The organism is Nostoc sp. CALU 1950 (genome assembly GCF_051172895.1).
GTDB classification, from domain to species: Bacteria; Cyanobacteriota; Cyanobacteriia; order Cyanobacteriales; family Nostocaceae; genus Nostoc; species Nostoc edaphicum_A.
The window spans coordinates 1-15,043 of record NZ_JBDNJQ010000189.1 but is presented as its reverse complement, the minus strand read 5'-3'; the positions used below and the strand labels follow the sequence as shown (position 1 = coordinate 15,043).

The 15,043-nt window shown below is 42.4% G+C and carries 13 protein-coding genes and 1 pseudogene; 11 read left to right on the top strand and 3 right to left on the bottom strand.

The window, feature by feature from the left end:
- Positions 1-53 precede the first annotated feature (53 nt).
- From ABF638_RS32485 to ABF638_RS32475, 3 genes and pseudogenes are all read right to left on the bottom strand, one after another.
- A pseudogene (locus ABF638_RS32485) lies at positions 54-1,055 on the bottom strand (NTPase); the annotation flags it as partial.
- Between the two features lie 293 nt (positions 1,056-1,348).
- Positions 1,349-2,293 (bottom strand): NAD(P)-dependent alcohol dehydrogenase, encoded by a 945-nt coding sequence (locus tag ABF638_RS32480; RefSeq protein ID WP_435026956.1) that lies wholly within the window; start codon positions 2,291-2,293, stop codon positions 1,349-1,351.
- Positions 2,294-2,666: 373 nt separating this feature from the next.
- Positions 2,667-3,245, bottom strand: coding sequence for a Uma2 family endonuclease (locus tag ABF638_RS32475; protein WP_435026955.1), 579 nt, complete (start codon positions 3,243-3,245; stop codon positions 2,667-2,669).
- A 1,123-nt stretch (positions 3,246-4,368) separates the two neighbouring features.
- Between ABF638_RS32475 and nifB the strand changes: the two genes are divergently transcribed.
- From nifB to ABF638_RS32420, 11 genes are all read left to right on the top strand, one after another.
- Entirely contained in the window at positions 4,369-5,814 is a 1,446-nt protein-coding gene (gene nifB, locus ABF638_RS32470) for a nitrogenase cofactor biosynthesis protein NifB (RefSeq protein WP_435026957.1), read from the top strand.
- A 111-nt stretch (positions 5,815-5,925) separates the two neighbouring features.
- Positions 5,926-6,279 (top strand): 4Fe-4S binding protein, encoded by a 354-nt coding sequence (locus tag ABF638_RS32465; protein ID WP_435026954.1) that lies wholly within the window; start codon positions 5,926-5,928, stop codon positions 6,277-6,279.
- A gap of 19 nt (positions 6,280-6,298) precedes the next feature.
- Positions 6,299-7,507, top strand: coding sequence for a cysteine desulfurase NifS (nifS, locus tag ABF638_RS32460; protein WP_435026953.1), 1,209 nt, complete (start codon positions 6,299-6,301; stop codon positions 7,505-7,507).
- A gap of 140 nt (positions 7,508-7,647) precedes the next feature.
- A complete protein-coding gene (gene nifU, locus ABF638_RS32455; RefSeq protein ID WP_094349931.1) occupies positions 7,648-8,547 on the top strand; it encodes a Fe-S cluster assembly protein NifU in 900 nt (299 codons plus the stop codon).
- A gap of 222 nt (positions 8,548-8,769) precedes the next feature.
- Positions 8,770-9,126: a group 1 truncated hemoglobin gene (locus ABF638_RS32450; RefSeq protein WP_094327393.1), complete on the top strand. Its 357-nt coding sequence runs from the start codon at positions 8,770-8,772 to the stop codon at positions 9,124-9,126.
- A 349-nt stretch (positions 9,127-9,475) separates the two neighbouring features.
- Complete coding sequence (gene nifH / locus ABF638_RS32445; protein ID WP_193947864.1) at positions 9,476-10,369, top strand: nitrogenase iron protein; 894 nt, start codon at positions 9,476-9,478, stop codon at positions 10,367-10,369.
- Between the two features lie 150 nt (positions 10,370-10,519).
- A complete protein-coding gene (nifD, locus tag ABF638_RS32440; protein ID WP_435026952.1) occupies positions 10,520-11,962 on the top strand; it encodes a nitrogenase molybdenum-iron protein alpha chain in 1,443 nt (480 codons plus the stop codon).
- Positions 11,963-12,262: 300 nt separating this feature from the next.
- Positions 12,263-12,502, top strand: a complete 240-nt coding sequence (locus ABF638_RS32435; protein ID WP_435026951.1) for a DUF2281 domain-containing protein — start codon at positions 12,263-12,265, stop codon at positions 12,500-12,502.
- Positions 12,499-12,921, top strand: coding sequence for a type II toxin-antitoxin system VapC family toxin (locus ABF638_RS32430; protein WP_435026950.1), 423 nt, complete (start codon positions 12,499-12,501; stop codon positions 12,919-12,921). The genes ABF638_RS32435 and ABF638_RS32430 overlap by 4 nt, the downstream gene beginning before the upstream one ends.
- A 439-nt stretch (positions 12,922-13,360) precedes the next feature.
- A complete protein-coding gene (locus tag ABF638_RS32425) occupies positions 13,361-13,744 on the top strand; it encodes a hypothetical protein (protein ID WP_334696983.1) in 384 nt (127 codons plus the stop codon).
- Positions 13,745-13,985: 241 nt separating this feature from the next.
- Positions 13,986-14,759 carry a hypothetical protein gene (locus ABF638_RS32420; RefSeq protein ID WP_435026949.1) on the top strand — a complete coding sequence of 258 codons (774 nt, stop codon included), beginning with the start codon at positions 13,986-13,988 and terminating at the stop codon, positions 14,757-14,759.
- Positions 14,760-15,043: the final 284 nt, after the last annotated feature.

The following is a 15,043-nucleotide window of genomic DNA, read 5'->3' as shown; positions in this document are numbered from 1 at the left end:
CTCTAATTCCATTTGGTTTGCGTTCTCTCATATCGCTTTTAGTCTAAACTCCAGATATAAGTGCGTAATTCAATTAGCAACGGAATTGGTAATGAGATAACATTATCCAGTGGAGACTCTGCCCAACTCAAAGCCAGAAATTGCAACAATGTAGACTTACCTGAACCAGGATCGCCCAAAATCACAATATATTTATAATCTTGCTTTTTATTGACAACATCTATAACTGAACGGATCGGCTGTTCAAAATAAACCCGTTTGTGGCGTTCTAAATCTTCTAATTCAACTGCTTCTACTTGGTCGCTGTCTCGCAGCCGTCTAAGATGTTCTTTAGGCAGTTCGTGAACTTGTGCTAAAAATTGATGAGTTTCCCGGACATTTTGAGCAGTAAAAATTTGCCATAATTTAAGTTCGTTATAGGCATAGCCGCTAGTATCTAAGCTATCTAATTTGAGATTACCATAGCGTTCGCGGATTCCTTCTTGATATCTAACTAAATTAAAATCTACAATAACACCAGCAATTTCTTTTGTATTCGTTTCAATATCAGATAATTTTTGTAATTCTAGGATATGGTGTAAATCTTTTGAATCTAAAAGAAGTTCTTGGACTTGGGTAAAATACTGTTCTGTAAGTGATTGCCAGTTAAACTTAGATGGCAAAGCTTTTAATTGCAGCCTGTTCCAACTATCTTCTAGAGTTTTAGCGTCTAGAGATTCACAGTTAATATCAAAAGCCTTGCCAAGAATTTCTGCAACTGACTTATCGCTGATAAATTTCTGGATGTCTGTGGTGTACTCTTTAATCTCAGTTTCAGCAAGTTTGCAACGAACCTTTAACTGCTGCTGCATGAGTTGCAAAAATTCCTTTAATGCTTTACCAGCAGCAATTTCTATGTCTTCCTTCTTAAGTTTCTGGAAAATCTTGCCAGGGATGCCTTTTAATAAATCTTTAGCCCAATCTTTAGCAGCATCCTTGGCTAAGTCTTCCAGAATGGGTTTAAAAATCAACCCGGCGGCCTGAGTTACACCCCACATAGCTAACCAGTCCAGCATAATACTCGCTTCTGTTGAGATTTTGATTACGAGTATATCCACTTGCTGGAGTAATGTTTCCAGATTTCAGGGTTATTGCGGAAATATTACAGGTATCTAAGAACTTCTCTCCTAAAAGGCTACGGTGTACACACAAGTCACCAGTTTTACTCCAATACGCTTGGGATAAGCCAGAAAGCCTTCATGTAGAGACGCGATTTATCGCGTCTGAAAGACTGTCACGTTAGAGAGACGCGATAAATCGCCGTCTCTACAAGTGTTTTGGTCTTATCTGAACTATATTGCGCTATGGATTAATTGGAAACTGCGATCGCAATTTTACCCACTGCACGCCCAGTTTCGCTATAACTATGAGCCGCCGCTAGTTCTTGCAAGGGATATGTGCGATCAATCACCACACGAATCTTACCAGCTTCAATCAATTCTTTGAGAAAAAGCAAGTCCTTAACGTTAGGCTTCTCAAAGAGAAATTTCGCTTTTTGACCGGGAAGGAATGCTGTTAAAACGCTCTCTAAGAAGACTTCAGGGCCGGGTAGCGTAGTGATATAAATTCCGTTGGGTTTGAGAACTTTTTTGGTTTGAGAGAGCGATCGCTTACCCACTGCATCAAAGATAATGTCATACTGCGCTATATCTTGGGTAAAATCCTGCTGCGTATAATCAATCACGCGGTCATAACCCAGAGATTTCACCAAATCCAAGTTTTTGGTACTGCTAACTCCCGTCACCACTGCCCCTAAAGCCTTGGCAATTTGCACTGCAAAAATCCCCACACCGCCAGAAGCACCATTAATTAACACAGTTTGTCCTGTTTGAATATTTCCCTGATCTCGTAGTGCTTGCAGAGCCGTAAGCGCTGCTAAAGGCACAGCCGCAGCTTCTTCATAAGATAAGTTCGTTGGTTTGAGAGCCGCCACATTTTCTGGAACAGCTGCAAATTCGGCATAACCTCCTCCAGGAAAGCTAGTGCTGCCGTAAATAGCATCTCCCGCTTTAAAACGGGTGACACCAGAGCCAACGGCTACCACATCTCCCGCCACATCAAACCCCAAAATCTTTGGAAATTTACTGCCGGTAATCAAACTCAACATCCCTTGGCGAATTTTCCAATCAATGGGATTAACACTACTAGCACGAACTTTCACAAGTAACTGCGTTGGCTCAATTTTCGGCTGTTCCACATCTTCATACTGCAACACCTCAGCCGCGCCATACCGACGGATAACCACTGCTTTCATTGCATTCCTCCTGCTACCCTGTTTTCGTGAATGAACTTAGACAGCTTATGAATACAGTGTAGCGATGTCTACGATTGGCGTTTAACGAAGATGCTAGAGAAATTTCCTATATCAATATCAGTCTAAGACTACACCCAATACGGTTCGGTTAAGGCAAGAGACGCGATGAATCGTAAAGACTGATTATTGTAGAGACGGCGATTCATCGCGTCTTTGTGATCTAGAAGTTTCATCAAAAAACCTTAACAGAACCGTATTGAGACTACACCTGTATGGCAGCTAGTACCCTACACTGGCTATGCAGTTCCTTAAGGTGCGTAGGCGCAGCCCGTCGTAGACATCGCTCTTTAAAAGTTGACACGGAACATTCTCTTTATTCTTCAGTGGTAAATACAACACTTTCATACAGCAATTCAATTGGACATTCAAACTCAATGCTCGATAAAGTGACGATATCTCCAGCCGTGTAGGGATAGTAAAGCCACATCCTACCCTCACCCCGACAGTAACGCTCAACGGAGATTTTTTCCGAGTCAATCAAGATATATTCTTGCAAACTGGGGATTGTCAAATAATAAGTAAATTTTTCACCCCGATCTTTGGCGCTTGTACCTGGGGAAAGAACTTCGGCAATCAGCTTGGGATGTTGAATAAATTCGCGGGCATTGAGGTCTTCAGGGTCGCAACTGACAATAACATCAGGATAATAGTAGCGACTCTGGGGAGCAAGTTGCACTTTCACCCCTGACACATTCGCTCGACAACCCCTGAAACGCAGATGAGGATGTAAGACAGTGTACAAGTTAAGTGCAATGTCGTTATGGGGAATTGTACTGCCTGTCATGGCAAATACTTCGCCATTGGCATATTCGTAGCGAAGGTCTTGCTGAGGTTCCCATTCCAGATATTCCTCAACGGTCATTTTTAGCGGCTGTTGGGGGATGGTTATCATAACTCAGATTTTTTCAAGCTTGGTTTGATTGTAGCTAAATAGTAAGCACGGCTTCTGGACAACCTCTCTCCTATAAGAAGAAATATTTTAAATTTTGCCCCTTCCCGTGTTGGGAATGGGGTTTTTTGCTAAGGTTTGTAGTGAGCAATTCAGAAAATTCATTGCGATCGCTCAATCATGTTAGATTATAGTTTGTTGTTTCTCTTAAACACAAAATCCCACAGTTTCTTACCCATCTCCTCATTGTGGGAATAAAAAAAAGAGTTAAAAGTTAAGTTTTTTGAAAATGATATGCAGCAACACACCTATTTTCATTACCTCATATCGCTTATCAGACAAGACTTAGAACCACAATTGAACATCATTGTCAAAGCAAAAATTAAATAAATATGAATTGCATTTTTACCCTCAAAAAAATGATATGTTAGATACAGAATTGAATTTCGCACGTTTCTGGAGTAGAACGATGTAGACTACTCCAGTTTTTCACCCTCAAACCCTTGGCATTAACTGCTTTTGACGGAAGTTGAGGGCAATCTGAGTACACATTTAAATAACCCAAACCTAGTTTCAATTTAGTTAAAGTTATTGCTGGGATTGGGTTTTGGCTGAGTACAAAGAAATCCTGAACCCCTATCTATAAACACTAGAACCCCAACCAAAAAATACTAGAACCCCTACCTGAAAAAAACTTTTTTAATTCTTGTAACGCTTGAAGAATTAGGGTTTTTAGTATTTGAGTACAAAAGTAATAAATCCAATAAATTCTATCCTAGAGAGACGCAACATCTGGCTGGGAGACGGCTGCTATAAATCTTATATCGCCAATCACCTAACGCTCTGAAACAAAACAAAGCGAAGGGTGAGTGGAGGGATGACATAGCACCATGCCTGAAGTGAAGAGAAGTCGCGGCTGTAAGCACAAATTCTACCCAAGAACCGAACGTTGACACACACCAGCCGAACATCAGATATCTATCGCCTGCCTGACTTGAAAACAAGTCGCCCTCACCCAAGGGTTTGCAGGCAGTGTGGAAGACGCGACTTCAATTCTGGGCATGAAAGAGTAGCAACAACATCTCCCACAGTGGCAGCCAAGTCCACCGACCTTTTGCGAAACTCAATGACATCACCGTCTACACGACTCCTCAACTCCAACGCTACGGAATCGCCAACCCAAGCAAAATCAGGTGGTTGCGGCTGTGACAGCACCACCAGCACCACCGTGGAAAGGGACGAAAAGCTCCAAGAACGCATTGCTAAACATCCCTGCTACAGCGAAGACGCTCATCACCACTACGCCCGGATGCACGTTGCAGTTGCACCAGCTTGCAACATTCAATGCAACTATTGCAACCGCAAATATGATTGCGCTAACGAAAGCCGTCCTGGAGTAGTTAGCGAATTGCTAACACCAGAACAAGCAGCACACAAAGCTTTGGTCATTGGCGGCAAGATTCCCCAAATGACAGTTGTGGGAATTGCTGGCCCTGGCGACCCATTGGCGAACCCAGAAAAAACTTTCCGCACATTTGAGTTGATTGCAGAGCAAGCACCAGATATCAAGCTGTGCTTATCAACCAATGGTTTAATGCTGCCAGACTACATCGATCGCATTAAACAATTAAATATAGATCACGTGACGATCACCATTAACATGGTAGATCCAGAGATCGGTGCTAAGATTTATCCTTGGGTTCACTACAGACGCAAGCGTTATAGAGGCATTGAAGGCGCAAGAATTCTCCACGAAAGACAGATGGAAGGATTGCAAGCCCTGAAAGATGCTGATATCCTTTGCAAAGTCAACTCCGTGATGATTCCCGGAATTAATGACCATCACTTAGTTGAAGTGAATCGAGTCATTCGTGAAAAAGGTGCATTCTTGCACAACATCATGCCATTGATTTCTGCACCAGAACATGGCACACACTTCGGTTTAACCGGTCAACGCGGCCCCACACCCAAAGAACTCAAAGAAGTTCAAGACAACTGCTCCGGTAACATGAAAATGATGCGTCACTGTCGCCAGTGTCGTGCCGATGCAGTCGGATTGTTGGGAGAAGACCGCAGCCAAGAGTTTTCCAAAGAGAAATTCTTGGAAATGGCTCCCGAATATGACATGGAACAACGCGCTACTGTCCACGAAGGAATTGAGAAGTTTAAAGAAGAACTTAAAGTAGCCAAAGATAAGGCGCTAGCCGGTAAGAAAATTGCCAACAGTCCAAAAGTTTTAGTTGCAGTAGCAACCAAAGGCGGCGGATTAGTTAACCAACACTTCGGTCATGCGAAAGAATTCCAAATTTACGAAGTGGGTGGGGACGAAGTTCGCTTTGTTGGTCATCGCAAAATTGACCAGTACTGCCAAGGTGGATACAGCGAAGAAGCTTCTTTTGAGCATATTATGAAAGCGATCGCAGATTGCAAAGCAGTTTTAGTCTCCAAGATTGGTAACTGTCCTCAAGAAAAATTGCAAGAAGCTGGAATCAAGACTGTTGAAGCTTACGACGTAATTGAAAAGGTTGCTTTAGAGTTCTACGAGCAATACGTTAAAGAATTAGGGAATTAGGGATTAGGGACTGGGGATTAGGGACTGGGAATTAAGGAAGAATTTTCCCAATCAGTACCCAGTACCCAGTACCCAATCCCCAGTACCCATTCCCCAAAAGGAGAATAAATCATGGCTTACCAAATTCTTACTAGCCAGTGTATTTCCTGCAATCTCTGTCTAACCGTATGTCCCACAAATGCAATTAAAGTGGTTGACGGACAGCACTGGATTGACCCTGAACTTTGTACAAACTGTATTGGTAGTATTCATACCATGCCCCAGTGTAAAGCTGGTTGTCCCACCTGCAACGGTTGCATTAAGCAGCCTAGCGATTACTGGGAAGGCTGGTTTGCTAATTACAACCGCGTAGTCGCTAAATTAACAAATAAACAAGATTACTGGGAACGTTGGTTTAACTGCTATTCCCAGAAATATTCTGAACAGTTGCAAAAGCGCCAACCCCAAATAATTCGTAATTCGTAATTCGTAATTGAAGACAACAATGCAAAATAACTGCATCTATCTCGATAATAATGCCACCACTAAGGTAGACCCAGAAGTTATAGAGGTAATGCTACCTTACCTCACAGATTATTACGGCAATCCCTCCAGTATGCATACCTTTGGTGGGCAAGTCGGTAAAGCAGTGAGAACCGCAAGAGAACAACTTGCAGTTATGCTGGGAGCCGATGAGTCTGAAATTGTCTACACAAGTTGCGGTACTGAGGGAGATAACGCGGCGATTCGAGCCGCACTGTTGGCGCAACCAGAAAAGCGACATATCGTCACCACCCAAGTTGAACACCCCGCAGTACTCAATGTCTGCAAACAATTAGAAACCCAAGGTTATAGTGTTACCTATCTATCAGTAAATAATCAAGGGCAGCTGGATTTAGATGAACTAGAAGCTTCCTTGACGGGTAACACCGCCTTGGTGACAATTATGTATGCTAACAACGAAACCGGCACGGTTTTCCCGATTGAGCAAATTGGGTTGCGCGTCAAAGAATCTGGCGCTATCTTCCATGTAGATGCGGTGCAAGCAGTGGGAAAAATCCCGTTGAATATGAAGACTAGCACCATCGATATGTTAACCCTGTCTGGTCATAAGCTGCACGGGCCGAAAGGAATTGGTGCTTTATATATCCGCCGTGGGGTTCGGTTCCGTCCCTTTATTCTTGGGGGACACCAAGAACGCGGACGTAGGGCGGGAACAGAGAATGTTCCAGCAATTATCGCCTTGGGCAAAGCTGCGGAACTGGAACTGTTACACTTGGAAGAAGCGACGGCAAGAGAAAGAAAGCTGCGCGATCGCCTCGAACAAACTTTACTAGCTAAAATTCCCAATTGTGTAGTTAACGGTGACGTTACGCAGAGATTGCCAAACACAACCAATATCGGCTTCAAGTACATCGAAGGTGAAGCAATTCTACTGTTATTGAACAAATACGGTATCTGTGCATCATCCGGTTCTGCTTGTACCTCCGGTTCTCTAGAACCCTCCCACGTCCTGCGGGCAATGGGCTTACCCTACACAACTTTGCACGGTTCAATTCGCTTCAGTCTTTGTCGCTACACCACCGAAGCCGAAATCGATCAAGTAATAGAAGTAATGCCCAGCATTGTAGAACGTTTACGCGCTCTCTCACCCTTCAAAAATGATGATGCAGGTTGGTTGCAAGGACAAGAACAAGCACTAGCGCATCGTTAGGGACTGGGAAAAAATGGGAAAAGGTTAAAGGGTAAAGGGTAAAGGGTAAAGGAATGATTTTTCCCCTTCCCCCTTCCCCATTACCCCTTCCCCAATCCCCCCACTCATAACTCATAACTCAGCACTCAGCACTTAATAATATGTGGGACTACACCGATAAAGTATTAGAACTGTTTTACGATCCCAAGAATCAGGGAGAAATTGAAGAAACGGGCGAAGCTGGAGTTAAGGTTGCAACGGGTGAAATCGGCAGCATTGCTTGCGGCGATGCTCTGAGATTGCACCTGAAAGTGGAAGTAGAATCTGATAAGATTCTAGATGCTCGCTTTCAAACCTTTGGTTGTACAAGTGCGATCGCATCTTCTAGTGCATTAACCGAAATGGTCAAAGGTTTAACCTTAGATGAAGCCTTGAAAGTGTCCAATAAAGACATTGCAGATTACCTGGGTGGTTTGCCAGAAGCAAAGATGCATTGCTCTGTGATGGGACAAGAAGCGCTAGAAGCCGCTATCTACAACTATCGTGGCATACCTCTAGCTACCCACGATGATGATGATGAAGGTGCATTAGTTTGTAGTTGCTTTGGCATCAGCGAGTCTAAGATTCGTCGCGTGATTCTAGAAAATCATCTCACGGATGCCGAGCAAGTAACAAATTATGTAAAAGCTGGTGGCGGATGCGGTTCCTGTCTGGCGAACATTGATGATATTATTAGATCAGTTCAACAGGAATACGCCTCACCTGCTCTCAACAATTACGGCGTAAAAGTTGCCACAGAAATTGTTACATCTAAGGAACGAGCGCTAACAAACGTCCAAAAGATTGCTCTAATTCAAAAGGTTCTTGATGAAGAAGTCAGACCCGTACTCATTGCAGACGGGGGAGATGTAGAACTCTATGATGTAGAAGGCGATCGCGTTAAAGTTGTACTGCAAGGTGCTTGCGGTTCCTGTTCTAGTAGTACAGCAACTCTGAAAATTGCGATCGAAGCCAGATTACAAGATCGTGTCAGCAAGAGCCTTGTAGTCGAAGCAGTTTAGGAATTGCTGTAGGACTTAACGTATTCTACAAATACGCTCTAATATGCATTCAGCCAGGAACAGAAAGTAGGATTTGAACCATATAATTGTCTCCACATCAATGCTTCAATCCTACCGACAACCGATAGCTAAATTAGCTATCACGGCTAACAGCATATAGGCAAAAAGATTAAGCGCCTACTTGCAAATTTCATCATCCAACTCGCTTCAAAGGAACAGGATATGAGCACATTGTACGACAACATTGGTGGACAACCAGCTATTGAACAAGTAGTAGATGAACTCCACAAACGCATTGCCGCAGACAGCCTCCTCAGCCCCATTTTTGCTGGTACAGACATGGCGAAGCAACGCAATCATCTAGTTGCTTTCTTAGGTCAAATATTTGAAGGGCCAAAGCAATACGGCGGTCGTCCAATGGACAAAACCCACGCTGGAATGAACCTACAACAACCACACTTCGATGCGATCGCCAAGCATCTCGGTGAAGCAATGGCTGTGCGTGGAGTGTCAGCAGAAGACACCAAAGCTGCACTAGATCGCGTCACAAATATGAAGGGCGCTATTTTGAACAAGTAATAGGACTTATGTATTGATTGTTGACAAATAACAACATCAAGTCCTATTGAATCTTGCAAGCTGAAACACATTATGACGTATTTGTAAATCGCGTAATTTTCTTTGTTCTTTGTCAAAACAAATGACAAAGGACAAAGGACAAAAAATCAAAAGAAAAAAATTTTAACGAGGAAGATCGATGAACTTATTGTCAATAATTTTGGCTGTGGAGCGATCGCCCCCAGCAGGCATTTATGCCAACGCTATCAACGATGCTCTACACGCGCTCACTACTGTCGCTCAACTGGCGTGAACGCAACTGACAAACGCACAGACCCACCAACCAACCAATTGCAGGGAAACACGAACAATGACAGACGAAAACATTAGACAGATAGCTTTCTACGGTAAGGGCGGTATCGGTAAATCTACCACTTCCCAAAACACCTTAGCAGCTATGGCAGAAATGGGTCAACGCATCCTCATCGTCGGTTGCGACCCTAAAGCTGACTCCACCCGTTTGATGCTGCACAGCAAAGCTCAAACAACCGTTCTTCACCTCGCCGCAGAACGTGGTGCAGTAGAAGATATCGAACTCGAAGAAGTAATGTTAACCGGTTTCCGTGACGTTCGTTGCGTAGAATCTGGTGGGCCAGAACCCGGTGTAGGTTGCGCCGGTCGTGGTATTATCACCGCCATCAACTTCTTAGAAGAAAATGGTGCTTACCAAAACCTAGACTTCGTATCTTACGACGTATTAGGTGACGTTGTGTGCGGTGGTTTCGCAATGCCTATCCGTGAAGGCAAGGCACAAGAAATCTACATCGTAACATCAGGTGAAATGATGGCGATGTATGCTGCTAACAACATCGCTCGTGGTGTTCTTAAGTATGCACACACTGGTGGCGTGCGCTTGGGTGGTTTGATTTGTAATAGCCGTAACACAGACCGGGAAATCGAATTGATCGAAACCTTGGCAAAACGGTTGAACACTCAAATGATTCACTTCGTACCCCGTGACAACATCGTTCAACACGCAGAATTGCGCCGGATGACTGTTAACGAGTACGCACCAGAAAGCAACCAAGCTAACGAATACCGGACATTGGCTACCAAGATCATCGACAACAAAAATCTAGCTATTCCTACACCCATCGAAATGGAAGAACTAGAAGAATTGTTGATTGAATTCGGTATCCTCGAAAGCGACGAAAATACCGCAATGCTAGTTGGTAAGAGTGCTGCTGAAGCTCCTGTAGTATAATTCGCTGCTAATAAATAACGCTTTAGCACAAGGAAAAAGGAAGAGTTTCATATCTTCCCTTTTATCCTCTCCCTTGCATCTCCCCCCTAATCTTAGAGGGGACTCCTAGTCCCCCTATGCCCCGATCCTTACGAGTCACAGAGGCTAAATATGACACCTCCAGAAAATCAAAACATCATCGAAGAAAGAAAAGAACTAATTAAAGAAGTTCTAGAAGCTTACCCCGACAAAGCTAAGAAAAAACGGGAAAAGCACTTAAGTGTATACGAAGAAGGTAAGTCCGATTGCGGCGTTAAGTCTAACATCAAATCCCTTCCTGGGGTAATGACCGCTCGTGGTTGTGCTTACGCCGGTTCTAAAGGTGTGGTTTGGGGTCCTATTAAGGACATGATTCACATCAGCCACGGGCCTGTAGGTTGCGGTTACTGGTCTTGGTCTGGTCGTCGTAACTACTACATCGGCACCACAGGTATTGATACCTTTGGTACCATGCACTTCACCTCTGACTTCCAAGAAAGAGATATCGTGTTCGGTGGTGACAAGAAACTTACCAAGCTCATCCAAGAACTTGATGTACTTTTCCCACTCAACCGTGGTGTTTCCATTCAATCTGAATGCCCCATCGGTCTAATTGGGGATGACATCGAAGCAGTTGCTCGGAAGACATCGAAAGAAATTGGCAAGCCAGTTGTACCTGTGCGTTGCGAAGGCTTCCGGGGTGTTTCCCAATCATTGGGACACCACATTGCTAACGACATGGTTCGTGACTGGGTTTTCACCAGATCCGACCAAGCTAAGAAAGACGGTACACTCAAGTTTGAAGGTACTCCTTATGATGTAGCCATCATTGGTGACTACAACATCGGTGGAGATGCTTGGGCTAGCCGCATCCTGTTAGAAGAAATCGGCTTGCGCGTAGTCGCTCAGTGGTCAGGTGATGGCACCATCAACGAAATGTTGATGACCCCCAATGTGAAGATGAACCTCATCCACTGTTACCGGTCGATGAACTACATCAGCCGTCACATGGAAGAAGCTTATGGTATACCCTGGCTTGAGTATAATTTCTTCGGCCCCACCAAGATTGCTGAATCTTTACGGGAAATTGCTTCTAAGTTTGACGAAACAATCCAAGCAAACGCTGAGAAAGTTATCGCCAAGTATCAGCCCACAATGGATGCGGTAATTGCTAAGTACCGCCCCCGTTTGGATGGTAAGACTGTTGCCATCATGGTTGGTGGTCTACGTCCTCGCCACGTTGTCCCAGCTTTCCTAGACTTGGGCATGAAGATGATTGGTACAGGTTATGAGTTCGCTCATAATGACGATTACAAACGTACCACTCACTACATCGAAAACGGCACCATCGTTTATGACGACGTTACCGCTTACGAATTCGAGGAATTTATCAAAGCGCTGAAGCCTGACCTAGTAGCTTCTGGTGTGAAAGAGAAGTACGTCTTCCAAAAGATGGGTCTTCCTTTCCGTCAAATGCACTCTTGGGATTACTCCGAACCTAGCGATCGCTCCTCAACATCATATAATGCAAGGTTTTTTAGCGGCGAGAGAAAAAAGAGCCTATTTCTAGCCTAAATCTGAGTTGCAGGGTTATCTAGGAACAATCTATTTTTATGCCTTAGACAGTATAACTCTTATGTAATGTGGTTTTTAGATTTTTATTGCATTTTGCTCTAAGAAAAACTGTAAAATGAAAGACTATTTTAAATGACGATTTTTTAGACTAAATATAGCGTAGCAGCTAAATTGAGCAACACCAGATAAAGTTTGCATCCACTCCAGGAGCTTTTATCTATTTGATCCACAAAGTGTTAGCCTGCTAGACTGAAGTGATTGGACGCAAAAAAGACAGAGCAATAACTTCTGGAGGTTCCCTTGAGTATTATACAAGCTGCTACTGAAAAAATGCGATCGCTCCCGCCAGAGAAGCAACAAGAGGTCTTAGATTTTATTGAGTTTCTGCAAAATCAGCTAGCACAAAAAAATACAAATATTGAACAAATTGAGCCTATTTCATTTTTGGCAGCAGCTCAACAATTTGCCGGTTGTGTAGATGGTGGCCCCGGTGATTTGGCGACGAACAAACAATATCTTGAAGGTTTAGGAACTGAATGAAGCAACGAGTCATCATCGATACTGGCCCATTAGTAGCCTTTATTAATCGTAGAGAGCATCTTCATACTTGGGTAATTAATACCTTAGCTACAATTGAGCAGCCTTTACTCACTTGTGAGCCTGTAATTGTAGAGACTTGTTTTTTGTTGCGAAATATCTACGGTGGTCAGGATATAGTGATGTCTTTAGTGGACGAGGGAAAGATATTAATTCCGATGTGTTTGAGTGAAGAAGCGGCAGTAATTAAAGAATTACTAAGACAATATCAGTCAGTTCCAATGTCATTAGCAGATGCGTGTTTGGTGAGAATGACACAACTGTATCCTGAAAGTGAGTTGCTAACATTTGATAGCGATTTTAGAATTTATCGGAAGAATCGTAATCAATTAATTTCTGTGATTATGCCAGAGGATTTGTAAGAACAGGGTTAAGAGCGATCGCTCCTCAACATCATATAATGCAAGGTTTTTTAGCGGCGAGAGAAAAAAGAGCCTATTTCTAGCCTAAATGCAAGTTGCAGGGTTATTTAGGGACAATCTATTTCGATGCTTTAGATAGTATAACTCTTATCCAGTCTGGTTTTTAAATTTTGCTTGCATTTTGCTTAAAGAAAAAATGTAAAATGAAAGACTATTTATAATGACGATTTTTTAGATTAAATAGCCGTTGCTTGCAGCAGAATTGTTAACTTGCTTGAGATGCAACCAATAAATCTGTTAAAAGCGCATAAGGTTAAAGAATTTTATATTGCCATATTTCTGGCTCTGTGATAAAAATAACAATATTACACGCAAAGAGTAAGGCATAACCAAAACCAATGCTCTTGTTCACCTATAATCTGAGACATCTACCCAAACTATGCTTTTAGAGACTTTAGCAACCAAGGCTGTGGAGTATTTTGCACTGCAAGTTACAGGTGGTGCTTTGCAAAAGTTGGGAGCGGATGCAAAAGACTACCTTCAAAAGTTAGTGGGTGTAATATACTCTCACTTTGCTGGTAGACAAGAAATTCAGGAAGCTACACAAAATCCAGCAGCTTTGAAAGCAGCAATCATTAAAGAGGCTCCGAACAATGTCGCTTTTCGTGAAGAACTGGAAAGTGTAGTTAGCAAGCTGATCGAGATTGAGGGAAATCAAAATAGTGGAACTGTTAATCAGGTTTCTACTGGTTCTGGATCAAATATTAATGCTCCACAAAATACAGGAAATATAGCAGGAGGAAATCAGTACTTTCGGGGCTGAAGAACTTCACTTACATTTCTCTTCAAATTCTGAATCATTAGCAACAGAGCTTCCTAAACACTTAATATTAAAGTCATTTTGGAGGAGGCTCTGGAACTACATAACAACTTTACTACTCTTTTTTGTAGTATTTTTCGCATGGTTTTTTCTTGGACTCGCTGCAAGCCATGCTTTTCCTATAAACCTTGTTCAATCTCTGACCAACTACTTATTTAGTGGGTTTAAGACATATAAATGGCAGTTGAATAAGGCAGTAGATCAGTCTCTTAACTCAATATGGCAGGAAGTTAGAGCAAAACTTCATCATATTGCTACCTCTGAGTCAGTAATTGCTACAGCAGATAAGAGAGAAGCTAATAAACTAAACAGACTTGACTCAGAGTATTGGTTGCTCCTGAGAGCTATTGAGTTACTTACAATAGGCATTAATAGTTCTGATAGGGATTTAGTTGATTGGAAATTAAGTGAATTAGATGAACAAAAAGATTTTGTTCTTGATAGGTTAGATCCTCTTAAGAAAAAACACTATAGCTTGTTAAGTAAAATTCAAGACACTTGGCATTCATGTTATGCAATTTTTACTTTTGAAGCAATTAGACGAGAAAGGAGTTTCAGAAAAATTGAGAAAATTTTAACAAATTTGATCGTTTCTTATATAAATCAAGAATCTTCCAAGGAAAATATACAGGAAATGCTGGAAGTCTTGGACGAAAAAATTGCAAAAAATCCAAGGCTCAAAACTTTATACCAAACATCACGTCTACTCAATTGGGTTTACTCATATATTGGAAACTTGAGTACGAATATTAGCGAAGACCCCATTTACAGAGATTATCCAGTTAGAGCTAAACGGGGAAGATATTGTTATCATCTACCTAATGGTTGCAGTCATTACCCTCGTGTAGAAAAACCTGAACATCGAAAAACAATTTTATTTTTCAAAACTATTGAAGAAGCCAAAGCGGAAAATTTAGATTTATGTGGAAGTTGCAAGAGAATTATTAGGAGTGAATAAGTTGGCGCTAACTTTAAAACCCGCATATCTCCAAAGCCCCAACTCAACAACACGCCACTGCATATTTAGAGATTGTGTGTGAGATGCACGACAAGTAAACCGTTGTAGCGATCGCTCTCACTCGACAATAAACTAGGCGATGTCTGCGACGGGCTGCGCCTACGCATTAAACCGTCCAATCCTCAATTAACAATCCAGGTATTTTGCTGAAATGCCGATGATTGCGTGTTAAGTAGCTAAACAAAATTAATTACATAATTTTTACCAAACTCTCGAAGAATCTT